Consider the following 22,059-nt stretch of genomic DNA (forward strand, 5'->3'; position numbering starts at 1 on the left):
AATAATAAGAATTACCGTTAAAAGTTTTTATAATTGACCATACGGATAAAGGGAAGAGGATAATGTATATTGCATAAAATAGCTTATTTGCGATTTCAACATTTGGGAAAACGTTCAGAGAGCAAAAATAAATATAAATACTGTTTGACTTAATAGTTGATGGGATTGAAAAATAGGTGCTGAACAAATAATCGGGATTATTAAAACTTTTTGACACTTCAGCCTCGGCAAGGTGAAACGGTAAATCGACGAAGGGCAGCAGGGGTAGTACAAAAAGCCAGACGAGGTGGAGAATTGAAAAGAAAATGATTAGTGAGAGAGATATTTTTTCTTTACGGATCACGATTTAATCAACAAACCCCTTCCCAAGCTGGCTTGGGAAGGGGAGAATAAATTATTTATTCTTTAAAGTAGTTTTCAATAGGAGGACAGCTGCAAACAAGGTTACGATCGCCGTAAGCATCATTTATTCTGCCAACAGGAGCCCAGAATTTGCCTTTCCTTAAAGATTCAACAGGGAATGCAGCCTTTTCCCTTGAATAAGGATGTGTCCAATCATTTCTGGAAACATCTTCTGCTGTATGCGGCGAATTGTGCAAAACGTTATCTGTATTGCTCATAGAACCATTTTCGATTTCAGCTATTTCTTCTCTGATTTTTATCATTGCTTCACAAAATCTATCCAACTCCTGTTTAGATTCACTTTCGGTTGGTTCGAACATTAAAGTACCTGCAACAGGAAAAGAAACAGTCGGAGCATGGAAACCATAGTCCATTAAACGTTTTGCGATATCTACAACTTCAACTTTTGCAGTGTGTTTAAATTCACGAGTATCAAAAATCAGTTCGTGTGCAACTCTGTCATTTCCACCTGTGTATAATACTTTATAATAACCGCTGAGTTTATTTTTAACGTAATTAGCTTCAAGAATTGCGTATTTAGTAGCATCCGTCAAACCATCGGAACCCATCATCTTAATATACGCATAAGGAATTACAAGAATACCAGCACTGCCAAAAGGAGCGGCAGAAACTGAAGTAATGGAATTATCGCTACCAATTCTAACGACTGGGTGAGAAGGTAGAAATTCAACAAGATGTTTTGCAACTGCAATTGGACCGACACCTGGACCGCCGCCTCCATGAGGAATGCAGAAAGTCTTATGCAGATTTAAGTGGCAAACATCTGCGCCTATTTTCCCTGGGCTTGTAAGTCCAACCTGAGCATTCATATTAGCACCGTCCATATAAACCTGTCCGCCGTGTTTATGGATAATATCACAAAGTTCGACTATTGATTCTTCGAAGACACCGTGAGTAGAAGGATAGGTCACCATAATAGTTGAAAGATTATCTTTGTTTTCTTTAGCTTTCTTTTTAAGGTCATTCATGTCGATATTTCCATGGTCATCGCAATTGACAACGACAACTTTCGTGCCAGCCATAACAGCGCTTGCAGGATTAGTTCCATGAGCCGAGGCGGGTATAAGAGTAATATTTCTGTGACCCTGTCCATTCTTAATGTGATGCTGACGAATTACCATAAGCCCAGTGTATTCGCCCTGTGCACCTGAATTCGGTTGAAAAGAAATACCTGCGAATCCCGTAATCTCGCATAAATCTTTACCAAGTTCATTAATTAATTCGGTGTATCCTTCAGCTTGATTTGCAGGAACAAAAGGATGAATATCCGCAAATTCCGGGAAAGTTACAGCTGCCATTTCAGTTGCAGCGTTTAACTTCATAGTACAAGAGCCAAGAGGAATCATTGAGCCCGTGAGAGAAAGGTCTTTGTTTTCGAGAGATTTGATGTATCTCATTAATTCGGTTTCAGAATGATACCTGTTAAATATCTGATGAGAAAGTATTTCACTCTTTCTCTGGAGGTTAGCAGAAATACATTCGTGCTTATCCGTATTATTAATTGCTTCAAGGATTTTCTCTTTTGAAATCTTGTCATCGAAGACTGAAACAAGTTTAAAGAAATCATTGAGGCTCGTTGTTTCGTCGAGTGAGATACCAATAAAATTGTTACCGTATCTAAGGTTTATAGATTTGCTTTCCGCTAGTTGTTTAATTGAATTAATCCTTGCTTTATCAGCAGGAATTTTTAGTGTATCGAAGAACTGATTATTTGTTTGTTTATATCCAGATGATTTAACGAGATTATTCAGGACTTCAGCAAGCTTATGAATTTTTTTAGCAATACGCTTTATTCCTGAGGGACCATGATAAACAGCGTACATACCAGCCATTATTGCAAGAAGAACCTGAGCAGTACATATATTGCTTGTTGCTTTTTCTCTTTTAATGTGCTGCTCTCTGGTCTGAAGAGCCATACGTAATGCACTATTGTTATTAGAATCTATAGTAACACCAATAATTCTGCCCGGAATCTGTCTTTTAAACTCATCGCGAGTAGCTAAGTATGCTGCATGTGGTCCGCCATACCCTAAAGGAATACCAAATCTTTGAGTGGAACCTACCGCTATATCAGCACCAAATTCAGATGGAGGCGTTAATATTGCGAGACTAAGAATATCAGCAATAACAACAGTATAAATATTTTTAGATTTAGCATTAGCAAAGAAGTCAGTATAATCATAAATCTCACCATCAGAAGCCGGGTACTGAACGAGCACGGCATAAACATTTTCAGTAAGCTCAAATTTTCTGTGATTTCCAACAACTACATTAATACCTACGGGCAGTGCTCTTGTTTTTATCACATCAATTGTTTGAGGAAAACATTCTTCCGAAACAAAAATTGTGTTTGCATTTGCTTTAGGACCTTTACGAAGTGCTTTAGTCATAAGCATAGCTTCAGCTGCAGCTGTGGCTTCATCAAGGAGGGAAGCGTTAGCGATGGGTAAACCTGTCATGTCAGTAATCATGGTCTGAAAATTCAGTACAGCTTCAAGTCGCCCCTGCGATATCTCAGCCTGATATGGTGTGTATTGCGTGTACCATCCCGGGTTTTCGAATATATTTCTCCGGATTACGGAGGGTAGAATTGCGGGATAGTAGCCGAGACCGATATAGTTTTTAAAAAGTTTATTCTTTTGAGCTAAAGAATTAAGCATACCAAGCATTTCAAATTCAGACATCGGTTTATCAATGTCTAAGGGCTTGTTGAGGCGAATGTTTGCAGGAACAGTTTCATCAATGAGCTTATCGAGTGATTCGGCTTTAACGACTTTTAGCATTTCTTTTGTATCGATATCATTCGGACCGATATGACGATTCTTAAAAACATCAGTAGAGAAAATATTGTTCATTTTTTGTGAGATTAGATTTAATTTATTTTACAAATATACAGATAGAATAAATTAATTTATATTCGAAATTTCGGTACCCTACATACTTTGTTTTTACTTATAAGAAAGTCCCAAAATGCGATACTTTTACCTTTTAAATATTTGAGTAATTCGGTAACTTTTTATTTATACAAATTTAAATATGATATCGAAACCAAAGGGTACTCTTGATATACTTCCAGATGATGCTTTTATAAGACAGCAAATTGAGAAAAGTTTAAGGGAAACTGCTGCACTTTTTAACTTTAAAGAAATCAGGACTCCGACATTTGAAAAGACAGAATTGTTCAGGAGGGGAATAGGAGAGGAAACTGATATTGTTTCAAAAGAAATGTACTCCTTTAACAAAAATGAGTTCACTTTAAAACCGGAAATGACAGCTCCTGTAATAAGAGCTTATATTGAAAATAGTTTATACAATGTATCGTCATTAATTAAATTGTATTACATATCAAATATGTACCGGCATGAAAGGCCTCAGGCAGGACGTTACAGGGAGTTTTCACAGTTTGGTGCAGAGGTAATTGGCAGCAGTGATTTTACTTCAGACGTTGAGCTTATTTCACTTGGTGTATTTTCACTGACGAATTTTGGATTGAACGATTTAAAGATTAAATTGAATAATATAGGAAATTTAGAAGAAAGAACGGAATACATAAATGAACTGAAGGAATATTTAAACAAGTTTGAAAGTGAATTATCGAACGAAAGCAAGAGAAGACTTTTTACTAATCCGCTTAGGATATTGGATTCAAAAGATGCAAAAGATATTAAAATTATAGAAGATGCACCGACAATAAATAATTTTCTCGGGATTGATAATTTAAAGCATTTTGAGAATGTGATGAATGGGCTTGAATCATTGAATATAAAGTATGAGGTTGATTATAAATTAGTAAGGGGATTAGATTATTATACATCTACAACTTTTGAAATTGCTTCTGATACACTTGGAGCTCAGAATGCAGTTATGGGCGGCGGACGGTATGATAAATTAATAGAACAACTCGGTGGAAAACCTACACCTGCGATAGGGTTTGCATGCGGTCTTGAGAGACTTACATTAGTACTTCAATCGAACGCATACAAATTTGCAAGTGAAGATACTCCGATACTATATTTGGTAACATCAGGAGAAGATGCAAGAAAATTAGCATTGGTTGCAACGAACAAACTTCGTAAAAGAGGTGTAAAATGCGAAATGGATTTATTAAACAGAAGCATCAAATCTCAGATGAAGGAAGCAAACAAGATTAAAAGTAAGTATGTTGCAGTAATCGGGGAAGATGAAATAAACACAGGAGAAGTAAAGATAAAAAGAATGCTTGATGGTTCTGAGAGTGGGATAAAGCTCGATGAGATAACAAATTACAATTTCAATTAATCTATGAGAACAAAACAAGTAAGACCAGAAAAACTCAAGTACGAATATGAACTTCATATAAGAAAGGGAAGAGACAATGTTCAGGAAAAGGATTACATTTTGTTTACATTTATCACAACAAAAGTATTCAGAAGTTTTATATACAGAATAAATGTGACTCCCAAAATTGACCTTGATAATAAAATGATTGAATTCTTGATTGAAGGACTTTCAGCACCCGTAATATCGATAGCAAAGTCGGGGAATGCAGTTTATGAGTACAAGCTTTTCGATTACAAGAACACTGAGTATTGTCTAAAACTGGTAAAACTTGATGTAGATAAGAATTTATTTAAAATTAAAATAACTAAAGCGGGTATAAAAATTACAAAGCAACCTGCCAAAAAATTTCTGAAAGTAGAGGTTTAATGTATCCTGATTTATTTAAGATAGGTCCTTTAACAGTACATAGTTACGGTTTAATGCTGGGAATTGCATTTTTAATAGGCAGTACACTATTTTCAAGAGAACTGAAGAGAATGAAGCTTGATGAGAATATTGGTGTTACTATAACATTCCTTGCAATTATTGCAGGATTAGTAGGCTCAAAGCTTTTTTACATTATAGAAGAATGGAATTTTGGGAAGGGAAATGCAATTCTTTCTTACTTTAATCCGGATGTCCTTTTTTCTCCTTCGGGATTAACATTCTACGGCGGTTTAATAACAGCTTTTATTCTGATTTTTATTTTTTGCCGAATAAAGAAGTTAAACCTACTTCAGGTAATCGATGCTATGGCACCTGCAACGATGTTATGTTACGGTATCGCAAGGATTGGATGCCATCTTTCGGGTGATGGGTGTTACGGATTACCTGTGAACAATACTCCTTTTGAATTTCTTGGATACAGTTATGTAAAGGGTATTGTCCCAACACATGCGGGAGTACTCGTTCATCCAACTCCGTTATATGAGCTCGCAGCCGCAATTGTAATATTTATTGTACTTATGTTGATGAGAAAGCATATGAAGTATTTCGGGCAGATGTTTTTTATCTATTTAATATTTAGCGGAACAGAAAGGTTACTTGTAGAATTTATCAGGTTAAATCCTATTGTAATCGGAATATTTACACAAGCACAATTAATTTCCCTAATAATGATAGTATCGGGAATTGTACTTTTGTATATATTCAGAAATAAAAGGGAAGAGGAACTTATAAAGATAAATACCGCAAAGTAGATGATCAGACCTTCCAAAAGAGGGATTCTTTTTTCATAGAGAATATTATTTGACAATATCAATTACTTGATTACCTTGAAAATGCATGTTAACTTGTTTAGATTTGATATAAATAAGAGTATATGAAATTATCAGATTTGAATACAGGACAGACAGCAAAAATAACCAAGATTGATTTTTCCCATCCATCGTCATTCAGAGTACTTGAATACGGATTCACCCCGGGTCAGGAGATTAAACTAATCAACCGGTCTTTTTTCAATGATCCTTTAGCTGTATCATTAAGAGGTACATTGATTGCGATAAGGAAAAACGATGCAGAATGTATAGATGTAAACATATAGAATGCCTCAAACTAATTTAAACTTAAAATTAATAACTCTCGTTGGTCCTCCGAATTCAGGAAAAACCACGCTATTCAATTATTTAAGTGGAAAGAAGTATAAAACAGTAAATTATCCAGGTTCGACGATTGAATATTCAATAACAAGATTTCTTGACAAGTTTGATATTGAAAGTAATTTAATGGATTCACCTGGAATAGTAAGCATGGTTCCAAATTCCCCAGATGAGCAAGTAACTATAGCGAATCTTTTTGATCACCCTGTGTACGGTAAGCCAGCTGTTTTAGTGGTTACAGTTGACGTATCTCAGTTTTCAAGGCATCTGCTACTCGTAAAACAGATACTTGAATGTGGATTTAATGTTATAGTAGCATTGACGATGAATGATATACTTGCGGGGAAAAAATTCAGTGTAAACGAAACAGAACTTTCCAAAAGGCTAAAGTGTAAAGTTGTAAAAATTAATTCGAGGACGGGATTTGGAATTGACAATCTAATAGAGTATTTGAAGGCAGAGACAGCTGAAATCAAACCGAGTATTGCATCTGCAAAAGAGTTTGAAGATGATTCGATAATAGAAATTTACAATGAAATAGAGGAAATAGTAGATAATGTAATTGAAAGAAAAGAACAGACAAATCTTGAAAAAGCAAATGAATCATTACATATAAAAGGACAAATAAGTGTTTTAAACAAACCTGACGAACTAACTTTGAAGATAGATAGTCTGCTGTTACACAAATACTGGGGTTTGTTTACGTTTGCATCTGTAATGGGACTATTATTTGCTTCGATATTCTGGATTGCATCTCCATTAATGGATTTAGTAGATTCATTGTTTCAAACTCTTTCATCATTAGTAGTCAGCGGGCATGAACATAATTGGTACACGGATTTAATATCTAGTGGCATCATAGGAGGAACAGGAGCAGTAATGGTATTTCTACCGCAGATATTTATGCTATTCTTTATTCTGGGATTACTTGAAGATTCGGGATACCTCGCGAGAGGAGCGATGCTTATTGACAAACCATTATCGAAATTAGGATTAAACGGCAGGTCATTTGTACCAATGTTATCGGGGTTTGCCTGTGCGATACCAGCAATTATGGCTGCAAGAACTATAACAAACAGAAAGGAAAGGCTGCTTACCATATTCATAATACCTTTAATGAGCTGCAGCGCTAGGTTACCAGTATATGGATTATTACTTTCATTTCTGCTTCCCGGAAAGTTTCTTCTAAGTGGGATTATATTATCACTTATATATCTTTTTGGAATTATCGCTTCTTTTGGAATATCAGTAATTGTTAATAAATATCAGAAAGTATTTCTGAAAACAGAAGACAATTCTTCATTCATAATGGAGTTACCCGTATACAGAATTCCAAAGTTCAGGAATGTTCTGAAAAATACATACTCAAATGCAATTCAGTATGTCAAAAAAGCCGGACCTACGATACTTGTATTTTCGATAATTCTCTGGGCATTAACATATTTCCCCAATAATAATCCTGTTATACAGAGTGATGAAAGTATGAACTCAGAACAAATTCAGGAAATAATTGACGCAGACAGAATAGCAAATTCTTACGCTTCAGAAATAGGAAAGCTTATTGAACCGGTAATGAGACCTCTTGGATTAGACTGGAGAGTAGGAGTATCTTTAATTGCTACATTTGCAGCGAGGGAAGTTTTTGTCAGTTCACTTGCACTAATATTTAAGATAACAGCGGAAGGTGATAATATAAATGAATCACTAGTTAATGCGATGCGTGACGCTAAGTATGGTGATACAGACAAGAAACTGTTTACTACTGCTACAACTACCGGATTGATAATATTCTTTGTGTTTGCATTACAGTGTATATCGACAATTGCTATTACACGTAAAGAAACAGGGGGCTGGAGAATACCTATTTTGCAGGTAGTATTTTATACTGGTTTAGCTTATTTATTTACGTTTCTTACAGTGAATGGTCTTCGAATAATAGGAATAGACTGATATAGATCAAACTTTTTTAGGTAAAGTGACTATAAAAGTACTACCTTTTCCGATTATACTTTCAACTTTAATGTTTCCGTTCATTCTTTCAATCATTTCTTTACAAACATAAAGACCGAGACCAGTTCCTTTTTCATCATTGGTACCTTTAGATATTATTCTCTTATCGAGTCTAAAAATATTTTTCATATCATTGATGTCCATACCAACACCACTATCTTTAACATAAATAACAACATTCCCATCTTTTACTTCAGCTTCCAATGAAACATTTCCACCTGCCGGAGTAAATTTTATGGCATTATCTGTAAGGTTTCTAAGAATAGTATCAACAGATACTTTATCTGCATATATAAAAATATTTTCAGCGATATTATTCACAAGTGAGACCTTTTTATTCAGAGTATTAGTTCTTTGAAGTTGTAAAACCTGTTCTGTTATTTCGCGGATATTCACATTTTCCAGTTTAAACTGGTATCTGCCGTCTTTAAGTCTGGAAAGTTCGAGCAGTTTTTCGATGAGTTTGAATACCTGATTAGCTGAAATGTTAACGTAATCTATGTACTGTTTCTTCTCATTAATACTTAAATTATCAAAATCATTTTTCAAGATATTGAGGAAACCAAGTATGCCATTGAAAGGATTGCGAAGGTCATGAGATAAAATAGAAAAAAACATATTCTGTGATGCGTTCACTTCTTCCAGTTTTGTTTTCTGTTCAGAAATTAAATCGCTGTTTTCCTTTAATTGCTTATTAATTTTGTTTAGAACTCTGTTTCTCAAAAGGATACCCAATAATATCACCAAAATAACTACTGTGCCAGCAGCAGAAAGAATAAAATATCTTTCCCTTTCTTTTTTTACCTCGCTGTCTTTGATCTCATTTAAATATTTTTGCTCAATCATAGAGATTTTTCTATCCCTCTCTTCATTTCTAATTATTTCATTTGCTATTGTAAATTCAGACAGGTAATAAAAAGCTTTTTCGTATTGTTTAAGTGCACTATAAGAATCGTAAAGAATCTTGCTTGACATTTTGATATAAACGGTAATAGATCTTTCTTTGGCCTCATTGTAAGCGGGTTCACAAATTTCAATTGCTTTTTCATATTCTTTAAGGATAACGTAACAGCCACCAATATTTGATTGAATGTTAATTCTATTATTATACTCAGATTCAGATTGTGATTCAGCGAGAGCCATTCTAAGGTATTTAAGAGCTATTTCAGGTTTATTATCGTACATTTCAGCAGCACCTAAAATATTCCAATTACTAATTTTACGTTGTATAAGATTGTACTTATCAGCGAGTTCAATTGAAATAAATGCAAATTCTTTACACTTGATAATGAAATCAAGATTTCCTTTATTAACCGCAAGTTCAAAGTATACAGCAGCCATTCTTTCGTATGCACTTACTAATCCTTTATTCGAATCATCGTTGTTAATACCTGAATAAATGTCTATAGCAACGGTTATGTATTTTATCGCATTGTCATAGTCATTTGCAGCCCTGTAAGTTTCTCCGATATTTACGTAACAAGTTGCGATGTTTAACTTATTGCGATTGTAATCTTTTTCCAGTATTTTCAGTTCGGCATATAGATACTCAAGAGCTTTAGCATAATTTCCCAGCATGTGATTATCTCTGAACAAAAGTATATAAAGATTAATTTTGAGGGAATCCGGAGTATCGTCATCAACGAAAGATAGAGCAAGTTCTCCAAAATAAATTGATTTAGGGAAATTGGAATCGATGTATTTAACAGCAGAATCTGACAACAGTTTTACTTTATCTATTGTTGAAAATCCCGAAAGAGATTCAATGTTAAATTTTGAACTATCATCAACGGCTAATAAAGAAGAATAACTAATTGTGATAAGGGGAATTAGTATGTAATATAACAAAATAATATGTGTTCGGGATTTTTTCACAAATATCATAAATTATACTATATTGAAATTAAAATTAAAAAATATTGAAAATAAAACAAGGCTAAGTGTTAAACCTAAAAAACATAATATCACCGTCTTCAACTATATATTCCTTGCCTTCAACTTTCATTAATCCTTTATCTTTCACAGCTGCTTCAGATTTATACTCAACCATGTCTTTATACTTTATAACTTCAGCACGAATAAATCCTTTTTCAAAGTCGGTGTGAATTTTTCCAGCAGACTGAGGGGCTTTAAGTCCTTTTTCGATGGTCCAGGAATGTACTTCTTTATCGCCAGCGGTGAAGAAAGTAATCAAACCAAGCTGTGCATAGCTTTCATGAATCAGTCTGTGAAGACCGGATTCTGAAATGCCGAGATCCTGTAAGAATTCATTTCGTTCATCGATAGTATCCAATGCCGCAATTTCAGACTCGATTTTTACTGAGAGGACTAAGAACTTAGCATCTTCTTTTTGTGCAATTCTTTGGACGATATTTGTATATTGATTTCCAGTAATTTCATCTTCGTTAACATTTGCAACATAAATAACCGGTTTATCGGTAAGAAGCTGCATTTCTCTCATTATCTGCTGATCTTCATGGGAAAGTTTTTCGATATAGTACTTAGCGAGTCTTCCAGTATTGAAATGTTCTTTTAAACCATTTAGTAGTTCAACTTCTCTTGCAACTCTTTTATCTCCTACTCTCAGACTCTTTCCGGATTTTTCAAGACGTTTATCAATAGTCTCGAGGTCTTTAAGAATTAATTCGGTCTCAATGATTTCAATGTCATCTTTAGGGTCGATTTTATTGCTAACATGTATGATATTATTATCTTCGAAACAGCGAACGATATGTATTATAACCTCAACTTCACGAATGTGAGACAGAAACTGGTTTCCAAGTCCTTCACCTTTTGATGCACCTTTTACGAGTCCAGCAATATCAACGAACTCAATCGTACTAGGGACAATTTTCTTTGGATTAAATATTTTAACCAATTCGACTATTCTTTTATCGGGTACGATGATAGTACCTACATTTGGTTCTATTGTACAAAAAGGATAGTTAGAAGCCTCAGCATTCTGAGATTCCGTGAGAGCGTTGAATAATGTTGATTTTCCAACATTTGGTAATCCAACAATACCACATCTTAAAGCCATATTAGATAATACTATTTATAATTATAAAAACTAAACCTGAAAAAAGTGGCAGACTTAAATTGTCATTTATTTTCAGAATACTTAATTGTTCGAATATTGCTGCAAAGAGAACAGTAATGAAACCTGCTTTGTAAAAATTGTAATCCGGGAAAACATTCTGTAATATAAAAATCAAAATAAATCCTGTTATTGTAAATGCTGTACTGCCTTCAAAAGTTTTCTCCCCCACAATTCTTCTCTTTCCAAAAGTCTTTCCAATCAAAGCAGCGAGGGTATCGCACCAAATCATAATCAATATTGATAGTATAGCAACTTCCTTAGGAAATAACAAGAGAGCCAGAAAAATACCTATTGCATAATATGTTCCTCCGGTGAAAAGGTTTCTCTTGTAATCTTTTTCATCTTCTCTTAGTATAACATGAAAGAACATTTTGTATAGTTTCTCAAACGTTACGGTATAAGCCTTAAGTATATCCAGAGCAATCATAATTACAGTGCCTATACCAACTAAACTTAGAATGAATTCTTTAGAAGTAAAATAATATATTACAGGAATAACAGTTGAAAATATATGAATTAGCTTTCTATACAGTTCAATCTTTATATCAAGTTTTTCGTTCAATTCAATATGTTAATTAAAAAAGCGAGCCTAAACCCGCTTTTACTTAAATACAAATAAAATACTTTAGTTATTAACTGCTGCGGGTGTTTCAGCAGGTGGTTTCACAGTACCCGCTATCTCAGCAGTATCCTTTACAGAACCGTTATTATCAGTCTCTTTTTCGACAGGCGGGAGTTCTTCACCCTTCATCACCTTGTCAATCTCATCTGAATCAAGTATTTCTCTATCGAGCAAGACGAGAGATAACCTGTGCAGGACATCGATATTTTCAGTTAAAACTTTTATGGCTCTATCCATACACGATTGAACAATTTTCTTTACTTCATCATCTATTAAAATCTGAGTAGTTTCGCTGTAATTCTTGTGTTCATGTAGTTCTTTACCGAGGAATACTTCTTCCTGTTTGTTACCGTATGTTATAGGACCGAGTTTTTCACTCATACCAAATTCACACACCATTTTTCTTGCGAGTGAAGTAGCTCTTTCAATATCGTTACTTGCCCCTGTTGTATATTCATTGAAAACAAGTTTTTCCGCCGCACGACCACCCATAGCATAAGTAATCATCGCTTCAAGGTATTCCTTTGAGTATGTATGCTTTTCGTCCATCGGGAGATATGTTGTAACACCAAGAGCTCTTCCGCGAGGAATGATAGTAACCTTATGAACAGGGTCAGCTTCAGGTGTATATTTTGCAACCAGAACGTGACCTGCTTCATGATACGCTGTAGTTTTCTTTTCTTTTTCTGAGATTATGAGACTTCTTCTTTCGGTACCCATCATGACTTTATCTTTAGCATTTTCAAGGTCTTTCATAGTAACAACATCGGAATTTCTTCTTGCTGCAAGCAGGGCGGCTTCGTTAACAAGGTTGGCAAGATCTGCCCCAGAGAAGCCCGGAGTACCTTTTGCTATAGTATCAATTTTAATATCGTTAGACAGAGGAATTTTTCTTGTATGGACTTTAAGAATGCCTTCGCGTCCTTTGACGTCCGGTCTATCGACAACGACCTGTCTGTCAAACCTTCCCGGTCTGAGTAAAGCGGGGTCGAGAATATCGGGTCTGTTAGTAGCAGCAATAATAATAACACCGCTGTTCTGTTCGAAGCCATCCATTTCAATAAGAAGCTGATTTAAAGTCTGTTCACGTTCATCATGACCGCCGCCGAGACCAGCACCTCTATGCCTTCCAACTGCATCTATTTCATCAATAAAAATTATACAAGGTGCATTCTTTTTACCCTGGTCGAACAGGTCACGAACTCGAGAAGCACCAACACCGACAAACATTTCAACAAAGTCGGCACCGCTGATTGAGAAGAAGGGGACACCTGCTTCACCTGCGACAGCACGTGCAAGAAGAGTTTTCCCTGTTCCAGGGGGACCGAGTAAAAGAACCCCGCGCGGTATTTTACCTCCGAGTTTCTGAAATTTTCCCGGACTTTTTAAGAACTCGATGATTTCTGATAGTTCTTGTTTGGCTTCATCGGCACCAGCAACGTCTGCAAATGTGACCTTCATCTGAGTGCCTGACATCATTTTTGCTTTCGACTTACCAAATGAGAAAATACCTTTGGTACCACCTCCGCCTCCGTTCTGCATACGTCTCATAATGATAATCCAGAAAGCGATTATAAGAATCCAAGGTAAAGCACTAAGAACGGGAGTTAACCACCCACCATCATTCTTTTCAAATGAATAGGTAGGTATGTTGTCTTTCCATGATTTAATTACTGCTTCGTCAGTGTTTGTGTAAGGAAGATAGAGTGAAATTCTGTCAACTGTAAGCTGTTTTCCGTTTATTGTTAAAGTTTCGGGGGCTTTAAGTTTACCTATAAACTCATAATTATTTTCTGATTTTTTAATTACAGCCGATTCAATTTTCTGTTCTGTTAAAAGTTTTTGGTATTGGTCGAACGTAACTTCATTAGTTTTTGGATCACCGCTTTTTGTATAAATCATTATCAGAAAAAATCCAACAAGAATAGCTGACCATCCAAGTACAATTTTAAATACTCTGTTCCAATTAAAATCTTCGTTTTTATTATCTTTATTCGTTTGTGCCATGCTTAAAAATTTAATATTTATAACACATAAATTCCTTTTAAATTCCTGTATTTCTGGGCAAAATCTAGTCCATAACCAACTACAAATTTATTCTCAATTTCAAAACCGAGATAATCGATTTTGAAGTTAAATTTTGGGGTACCCTTTTTAATTAACAGACTCGCAATTCTTACTGATTCGGGTTTTTGAGATTTAATAGTTTTAAGAATAAAATCCATAGAAAGTCCTGAATCTATTATGTCTTCTACGATAATGACATCTCTGCCTTTAAGTTCGCAATTGAGCTCTTTCAGAGTTTTCACCTGACCTGAAGAAATTTTACTGTCGCCATAGCTTGAAAGTTTTAGAAAATCAATTTCGCAGTTAACTTTAATTTCTCTAATCAAATCAGACATAAAGAGGAAAGCTCCGTTAAGGACTCCGATAAAAATAGGGATCTTATGTTCATAATCTTTATTAATGTCAGCAGCGAGCTGCTTAACTCTTTTAGAAATCTGACTTGGAGTAATATAAATATGAAGTTTAGTTTTTTCCATAGCGACAAAGATTAATTAATGTAAGTTACTGTTTTACTAAATAATAATAAAGGAATATTTAAAAAAGAAAACCCACATACAAACCTGTATGCGGGAATTCGTAAAACTAATATAAATAAAGTAATGAACTTATTAAGTATTTTCCTCTTCTACAATTCTCTTTGATTTCCTGATAGCACGTTCCTTGTTCATCTTCTTCTCAACAGAAGGTTTGACGAAGAACTGTCTTCTCCTGAATTCTTTAAGTATCCCGGCTTTTTCATATTTCTTCTTGAATCTTTTAAGAGCTTTATCAAGAGACTCTGTATCCTGAATAATTACTTTAATCAAATGTACCTCAATTTTTAAAATTTGGAAATATAAATATAATATTTTTATGGATATTAATCAATTATGAAAAGCATCTCTTTTTGATTTTCAGTCAAGTATAAAATGAGGAGAATCAATAGAATTCAGTCTTGATACTTGCAGGGAAGTGAAAGAGCAAGAAAATTTTCTCTTTTGTAAGCAAAATGGGAAATATCCTGAAAGAAAGTGTCAGACCACTCATATTTATTCTTGAGTTCGTTATACTTAACGGCTGCTATCATAACGTAGAGTTTATCGGCAATATTTGCTATTTCACGAAAAACATTATTGTTATAATTAATTAAGATATTAATAAATGTATCGGTGGGTTCAGAATCTACAGTTGTATACTCTGATTTAGTAACTATGTTTTTATTTCTTAGAATATATCTAATGCAATCTTCGTAGTATATATCGACAATAACGACCGCCCAGATGTTATAAGGCGGTTCGAGTACTTTTTTATCGGAGCGTTCGATTTTAAAGTCGAAAGCTAAATTGTAAGACGAATAATCAATATTATTAACAATGATTTTATTTTTGGAAGGCGGAGTAAATCCGCAACCAGGAAGGAGAAAGTCTTTATTGACGAAGGGTTTGTTTCGGATCATTAGTTTAGTATTATCGTTTAGACCCTGAGCTTCGGTTTTTCGCCAGAACTCCTGAATACGCTTATCTTTACGTAGAGCGGAATTAAGTCTTTGACGGCGTGAAAAAACAGCACGGTTATTTATGGATTTTTGTGTTTGGCTGACTTTGATTTTTTCGGGTTTTTGGGCAATATAAACTTTGTTATAACGAATACGTGCAACAATCTTACCGACTTTACGTCTCATATAACCTAATATTCCGCTATCGAAACGAGCCATAGTTTTTTATGAGATAATTTATAGAAAAGGAGCAGTAAATGAAATAGAAAAGCAGAAAAAAATTGTTTCGTTGAATCAAAAATAGCTTGACTTTTCAGAAAATAATAATTAGATTTGCGGAGTAGATTTTAGAAGAAAAAATCTATGATATTATGTAGTATTGGTACTACATAATTCGATAAAGCATTTCAAAACAACATTTCAAAAAAAGAATCAAGAAAATAGCGTAGATGTGGCGCACATGTGGCGTAAAAATGGCGTAGATAAACTGACTTTACGTTGAGATTTCATTGAATTTAGGTCGATGTATCGTGGAGAAGGTTAATAAAATCGCAAGATAAATGATTATGGAAAGGAAATTTGATTTTAAGGTATTCGAAAGAAAAAATATAGCTATAAGACTATATATTTAGATTTTGGGTGGAATAATTTGGGTTGATTTCTATGGTTAGCTTGAAAAAAAGATGGAGAAAGATGAGAGATTTTACGAATATATTGAAGAGATATTTAGGAAAGTACCGGTGAAAAGTTACTTAATTTTGATGGTATAAAATAACTGCCGAGGTTTGCAGAGAAACAGAACATTTCAGAACTTCAAAGTTCTTTTTGATAATTCTTTAAAAAAAAGAGATTACAGTCATATTTTTTTGAGTTACAATCTTATTTAATGTGGATTGGATGGATTGGAATCGAGAGGTAGTTTTATGTTATTGATTTGGGCTGAAGCCTTTCTGTGGGTAAATAATCACAACCTATGACTAAAGTCGGGTCTAAAGTCGGGCCTAAAGACAGGTCTAGAGACAGGTCTAAAGTCAGGTCTAAAGACAGGTCTAAAGTCAGGTCTGAAGGCAGGTGTAAAGACAGACTTTAAGGCAGGACTAAAGGTAATGGCATTATTATTTTAATTGTGTGTTTGTAGAAAAATCTATAATGAAGTAAATTAAATTAAATTTTTTAAATGAAGTAATTTTCTATTATTAGAAATTTAAGGCAGGGAATTCAACTTTAGATCTGAAATTAAGATAAAATATTGCTGTTTTATAGAAGTAATATAATTCTTTGCGACAAAAAAAGGGGAGTATTTAAACGAATATTATAACTCGTATTTTAAATCTCCCCAAATGTTTATACTAATACCTATCTATAAATAATATGATAGGACATATGTCCTTATTTCACGAGTGCCATTTTTTTAGTCATGTTAAAATTCTTTCCGTTGCCTTCTGCGTTCATTCTGTAAAAATAAATACCGCTTGATAGAGTACTACCGTTGATAACAACAGTATGATATCCAGCTTGTCTAACTTCATTATTCACAAGTCGCATTATTTCCCTTCCGGTTACATCGTAAATAACCAACGAAACTTTACTGTCATTCGGCAGTTCGAAGTTAATCTTCGTAACAGGATTAAACGGGTTCGGATAGTTTTGACTGAGGTCGTATTTTAAAGGAACACCGACAAATACTTCACCTTGCAGGTCATAATACTTGTAATTTCCATTAAAATCAATTTGCTTTATCCTGTAACTGTATTTACCTGTTTGTAAATTCGCATCATTATATGAATAACTTTTTTCAGTGTTTGAATTACCAGCCCCTTTTATATTGGCAACTTTTTTCCAAGCAGCATCGTTCATCGATTTTCTTTCAATGTCAAAACCCAAGTTATTAATTTCACTTGAGGTTTTCCATTTCAATTCTACAGAGTTTTTGTTAACCGATGACGTGAAAGATGAAAGAGAAACCGGTAAAACACCTGATGTATTATTAACCCATGTATTTATAGTCTGAAATAGCATACCAGTCGGAGCATCCAAGTCGTCGGTTGCTTTATAACTAGAATATGTATTAGAACCGTAAAATACGTTGTAATATGTACCGACGTATGATACAGCCACGCATGAATCACCGTCACCTGATTCTGTTATCGGAATAAAAGCACTGGTCAGTGTACCCGCTCCCTGGTTCCAATATGCGGGCGTAATACAATCGGGATAAGGGTCGTTTACTCTTTGATTTGTAAGAGAAGCAAAAGATCCTGTTCCTTTAACAGTACTATCTGTTAGAGGAAAATTATCTACCCAATCATCAGACCAATATTGAGCTCTTAAATACTGTCTGTAGAAGGTTGTATCAGCAGAAGCTGCGGAAACATTTCTTCTGGGGTCGTTGTTATAACCGATGTCATTTCCAAATATTAACAAAGTTTTTTTATCAACGGGGTCATTTGCATTATCAAGAAATGACTTTAAAGAATCTCTAATTACACTTGTCCATGTTCCGCCAGACGGAATAAGATAAATAACACTTCTCCAGTTGCGTAAACTAATGGTTGGCAGTGATGCTAAGAAATCGAATTCACTTATCGGTAAGCCGATTACGTTAATATGAGCAGTTAATGAATCCCTGCTTCTTGTATCAGTACCATATATGACCAATGTTGTTTTAGCAAATTGAGGAGTAAAGGTTGCTGAAAGTGTATCGTTTGAGGAAATAGCATCGCCAACAAAATAAAGAGAATCCTTAATAGTATAAGTTGCACCGATTGTGAATCCAGTAAAATCAGCGAAGTTTATATCAGAAGTTGCACTTGGGGCTAATCCTGCCGGAACTGTTTTTGTATCAGAATAAGCTGTTCCAATTATTTTTCTTGTTACTGATATAGAAGTCGTTGTTACAGAAATTCCATTGTTAACAATTTTACCTGTCATTGGAATATTTGTGGTTCCGTTTGCATAGAAAGATGTACCTGAGGGTGAAATTAATGAAATTCCAGCATCGTTTGAAAGAGCTGAAGTTCCCCAAGCAAAATAACCTCCGTTTGTTGCAAGAGGACCAATGGGTCCGGGAGCAACAGTCGGAGATGTCCTTGTGTAGTTTGTGTTAGCAACAATCGAGCCGGAACCGCTTGCATTTGTTCTGGAAGACCATGTCCCCGTCAATGCTGAAGATTGAATAATACGAATATTGTTCTGCGAGCCGAGAAGGCTATCACTGCCTGCGCCGTTTCCGTAATCATAATTGTCAAATATCATAGCAATAGTAGCAGTAGTCGGAATATCAGATCCGCCGTTCAAATCAAAGTAATAACTTCTGGTGCCTGTAACTGTTGTGGAAGAATCACCCGCTACAAAAGAGCCGGATGGTTTTCCTGTTATGGAACCCGTAATTGAAGTTCCGGATGTCCAAGCAGTTGTTGTAGCTAAAGAAACAAGTTTTCTTATATTTGAAGTAGGAACAGAATCGTTATAATTTGTACCGCTTCCGAGAGGGAAGTTTCTGGTAGAAGTAGTAGTTGGAAAATCAATTCTTACAGGACCCGAGATATAGCTGCCATGAGTTGTCGGTGGTGTTACCTTACTAGCATCCACACCTGACGGAGGTGTAAAAAAAGATGATAATCTTAATATATTAACAGGAGTAGTAATAAAAATACCTCTTGTTAAAGTCATACTACCAGTAGTTGCCGTACCAACGTTTAAAGGATAGGCAAGTTCAACATTACCATGAGTATTAATTGTAAGAGTCCCTGTAACAGTATTTGTACCTGATAAATCTTCAACTTCAACACCGGGAACCGTATTCATTCTGTTGCATGGTCCAACATTATTTGTTAGTAGATTAGTTACACCTGTACCGTCATTGTACAAATGATTTCTCGTAACTCCTGAACCGAAGGCGGGAGCAGATGTTAATGACCCTCTTAAACGTTCAATTGTCATCGTAGTAGCAGCAGATGAATTTCCTAACGTTAAATTTGAGTTTGGATTAACGGTACCAAGCGCAAATACTGCTCTTGTAGTAATAGTAACAGGAGAATTATAAGTAATCTGGCCGTCCTTAGCATGCCAAATAGTATTTATCTTTGAGAAAGAAATTGTACCTGTGTTGGTAAATGTAGCATTTCCGAATCCAAGCCAGACTAATGCAGCTTCTGAAGTAGATACTGCTGATATACCAAAATTAATAGTACCTGCATTATTTAAGTTTCCGGTTAGGTACGTACGTTTGCCTGTAGTGCTGAAAAAGGAATTATACGTACCGCCTGAATTTACAGTTAAATTACCAAATATCTGATTCAATAGTGTTAATGTGGAGGAACTGTAATTCATAGTACCATTAACTGTAAGGTTTTGCATTCTGGCAATATTTACGTTCGAAGTAACAGTGTGTGCTGCATCTATAACCACATTGTTATCAGAAGTCGGTATTACACCGCCCGACCAGGTTGATGTAGAATTCCAATTTCCAGTTGCAATAGAAGTTATAGTTGTTGGTGTATATTCCTCGATTATAACATCATCAATAAAGAGATTGTTAGTTCCCCATACAGAACTAATTTCCAGACCAATTTTCATGTTAGCAGTCCTGAGATCGGAAGGAATTGCAACAGTAATTCTTTCCCACGGAGTAGCTGAATTTACTGCTGTTTGTCCAAAGTTAGACGGAATCTGCTGAAGTACTTTCCAGTTAGAGCCTCCGTCGCTTGACGCCATTATTTTAAAATTAATCGTTGAACTCCCGTCTGCCGAATACATCCATAATCTAACATAAGGGCTGGTTGACGATGTAAGATTTACTGTTGGGGATTCCAACCTTCTTGAACCCCAGTTTTGTGATGAACCTCCAAAATCCCTTGTTTGCATCCAGGCGACACCTGTACCCGAAACTGCTGCATTAGGAACAGTACCGGGAGTAGATGGAGTCAATGACCATGTGGCAGTACCGGTATTTTCGTTTCTCTGCCAGTCTTTTTCACCTGATGTAGTACTAATGCCGTCCGGAATACCGTTACCAATAAGTACAACACGAGACTGTGTCCAACCTGAAGGTGCTTCAGGATTTCCAGTCCAAGATGATTCAAATGTTTCGGAAAGATACTGAGCGTTTGCTGTGACAGCAATCAGCATCAAACTTAGAATGAATGAAGTGAATAAAATTCTTTTCATAATTTTAATATTTAATTAATAAATTATAGTCTGGAAACAGATATAATATTATTATAGTTCAGAGGAATTGAATTCAATAAATTTTAATTCAAATATTAATTAAGCATTTTTATTTCCTTCTTAGGCATTTAATTTTAATTCTATTAATAAATCAGAAAGGTTTTTGGTAGGGAGTGCTGATGAAGCGGTTTGCTTCTGAGTGGCTATTTCCGAATTCACGGGAGTCGAGGACTTTTTTATAGTAATCAATAGCTTTGCTTCGATTTCCGATTATATCGTTTTTCATACCTTGCATTAGGTAAATATAGATTTTGAAAGAAGTATCTTCTGAATCAATTTTTTCGGAGAGTGATTCGCATTCATTGATGTACTGTTCAAGTTCATCAATTCTACCGAGTTTAAGGAGGCTAAGGGTAATGTAATAATCAGCTTCGCGAAGAACAGATTCATACTGAAAGCCGTTTTCTTTAGCAAGATTTTTGTTTCTAACTTTTAGCCAGCCGTCGAGGGCTTCTAAATATCTGCCCGAGCCGGAATAGCAGTTGAAAAGCATTTTTTCGAATACAGGGTTAGAGGGAAACAAATCAAAAAGTTCTTTGCTGTATTTTTCAGATTCGATAAAATTTCTTTCATATTGCATATTGAAAAATGCCATTATGTATTTTGCTTCGTAGCATGCAAGTTTAGATGTTTCAGCTTCTTTAATTTGTTCGATACCTTTTAATTTATCACCTTTTGGAAAAATAAGCATTAGCGGTTTAAGAAAAGTATATCTATCCGGAATATACTCGGCGAAATAATTATAGATACCCACACCGAGAAGAGCTTCGTTGTTTTTCGGAGCAATAGCGAGTGCTTCATCGAGAAGATTCAGAGCTTGCCTGCCGTCGTCCGCAGCGGAGAGCCAGTTTTCGCGGAGGCTTTTTGAAAGACCTCTATAACCAAGTGCGGCGCCTTTATAGATGAGAGCATCAACATCTTTTGGATTCTTGTCGAGAATAGCATCGCAGAAATCGATACACTTATTGACTTTTTCGTTGAGGGCATCGTCGAGAGAAGCATTTTTTCTATCAATGTTAATCTTCCACCAGTCGGAAAGGACGTAAAGAAAATGTCCCTGAGGTTCGTTCGGGTATTCAGAAATATAGTCATTAATATTTGCTTCAGCAGAATCGAAGCTGCAGGAGTATATATTTCTGAGAATTGTAAAGCGTTTATCATCTTTAGACTGAGAAATAGCACTACCTATGGATAATATAAAAATGATTAGCAGTATATAGAACCTACATAGTTTCAT

15 protein-coding genes are annotated in these 22,059 nt (G+C 35.1%); 5 read left to right on the forward strand and 10 right to left on the reverse strand.

What is annotated here, in order from left to right; all coding sequences use genetic code 11:
- Nucleotides 1-398: 398 nt before the first annotated feature.
- Nucleotides 399-3,278: an aminomethyl-transferring glycine dehydrogenase gene (gene gcvP, locus WC644_09865; GenBank protein MFA5012241.1), complete on the reverse strand. Its 2,880-nt coding sequence runs from the start codon at nucleotides 3,276-3,278 to the stop codon at nucleotides 399-401.
- 181 nt (nucleotides 3,279-3,459) lie between these two features.
- Between gcvP and hisS the strand changes: the two genes are divergently transcribed.
- From hisS to feoB, 5 genes are all read left to right on the forward strand, one after another.
- Nucleotides 3,460-4,701, forward strand: a complete 1,242-nt coding sequence (gene hisS / locus WC644_09870; GenBank protein MFA5012242.1) for a histidine--tRNA ligase — start codon at nucleotides 3,460-3,462, stop codon at nucleotides 4,699-4,701.
- A gap of 3 nt (nucleotides 4,702-4,704) precedes the next feature.
- A complete protein-coding gene (locus tag WC644_09875; protein MFA5012243.1) occupies nucleotides 4,705-5,109 on the forward strand; it encodes a hypothetical protein in 405 nt (134 codons plus the stop codon).
- The gene (locus tag WC644_09880; protein MFA5012244.1) at nucleotides 5,109-5,921 is read left to right on the forward strand and encodes a prolipoprotein diacylglyceryl transferase; all 813 of its coding nucleotides are present in this window, start codon (nucleotides 5,109-5,111) and stop codon (nucleotides 5,919-5,921) included. The genes WC644_09875 and WC644_09880 overlap by 1 nt, the downstream gene beginning before the upstream one ends.
- A 122-nt stretch (nucleotides 5,922-6,043) precedes the next feature.
- Nucleotides 6,044-6,265 (forward strand): FeoA family protein, encoded by a 222-nt coding sequence (locus WC644_09885; GenBank protein MFA5012245.1) that lies wholly within the window; start codon nucleotides 6,044-6,046, stop codon nucleotides 6,263-6,265.
- A 1-nt stretch (nucleotide 6,266) separates the two neighbouring features.
- Nucleotides 6,267-8,270, forward strand: coding sequence for a ferrous iron transport protein B (gene feoB / locus WC644_09890; protein ID MFA5012246.1), 2,004 nt, complete (start codon nucleotides 6,267-6,269; stop codon nucleotides 8,268-8,270).
- Between the two features lie 6 nt (nucleotides 8,271-8,276).
- On the opposite strand, the gene WC644_09895 is transcribed toward feoB, so the two are convergent.
- The 9 genes from WC644_09895 to WC644_09935 form a co-directional block, all read right to left on the reverse strand.
- On the reverse strand, nucleotides 8,277-10,205 hold the full coding sequence (locus tag WC644_09895; protein MFA5012247.1) for a tetratricopeptide repeat-containing sensor histidine kinase: 1,929 nt from the start codon (nucleotides 10,203-10,205) through the stop codon (nucleotides 8,277-8,279).
- A 61-nt stretch (nucleotides 10,206-10,266) separates the two neighbouring features.
- The gene (gene ychF / locus WC644_09900) at nucleotides 10,267-11,370 is read right to left on the reverse strand and encodes a redox-regulated ATPase YchF (GenBank protein MFA5012248.1); all 1,104 of its coding nucleotides are present in this window, start codon (nucleotides 11,368-11,370) and stop codon (nucleotides 10,267-10,269) included.
- A 1-nt stretch (nucleotide 11,371) separates the two neighbouring features.
- Entirely contained in the window at nucleotides 11,372-11,992 is a 621-nt protein-coding gene (locus WC644_09905; protein MFA5012249.1) for a diacylglycerol/polyprenol kinase family protein, read from the reverse strand.
- 63 nt (nucleotides 11,993-12,055) lie between these two features.
- Nucleotides 12,056-14,059 (reverse strand): ATP-dependent zinc metalloprotease FtsH, encoded by a 2,004-nt coding sequence (gene ftsH / locus WC644_09910; GenBank protein ID MFA5012250.1) that lies wholly within the window; start codon nucleotides 14,057-14,059, stop codon nucleotides 12,056-12,058.
- A gap of 17 nt (nucleotides 14,060-14,076) precedes the next feature.
- Nucleotides 14,077-14,595, reverse strand: coding sequence for a hypoxanthine phosphoribosyltransferase (gene hpt / locus WC644_09915; GenBank protein MFA5012251.1), 519 nt, complete (start codon nucleotides 14,593-14,595; stop codon nucleotides 14,077-14,079).
- Between the two features lie 132 nt (nucleotides 14,596-14,727).
- On the reverse strand, nucleotides 14,728-14,925 hold the full coding sequence (gene rpsU / locus WC644_09920) for a 30S ribosomal protein S21 (GenBank protein ID MFA5012252.1): 198 nt from the start codon (nucleotides 14,923-14,925) through the stop codon (nucleotides 14,728-14,730).
- A gap of 122 nt (nucleotides 14,926-15,047) precedes the next feature.
- Nucleotides 15,048-15,812: a hypothetical protein gene (locus WC644_09925; protein ID MFA5012253.1), complete on the reverse strand. Its 765-nt coding sequence runs from the start codon at nucleotides 15,810-15,812 to the stop codon at nucleotides 15,048-15,050.
- A 1,170-nt stretch (nucleotides 15,813-16,982) separates the two neighbouring features.
- Nucleotides 16,983-20,762, reverse strand: coding sequence for a T9SS type A sorting domain-containing protein (locus tag WC644_09930; GenBank protein ID MFA5012254.1), 3,780 nt, complete (start codon nucleotides 20,760-20,762; stop codon nucleotides 16,983-16,985).
- Nucleotides 20,763-20,913: 151 nt separating this feature from the next.
- Nucleotides 20,914-22,059, reverse strand: coding sequence for a hypothetical protein (locus WC644_09935; protein MFA5012255.1), 1,146 nt, complete (start codon nucleotides 22,057-22,059; stop codon nucleotides 20,914-20,916).

It is taken from the genome of Ignavibacteria bacterium (genome assembly GCA_041649015.1).
In the GTDB taxonomy this organism is placed as follows: domain Bacteria; phylum Bacteroidota; class Ignavibacteria; order Tepidaquicellales; family Tepidaquicellaceae; genus CAIKZJ01.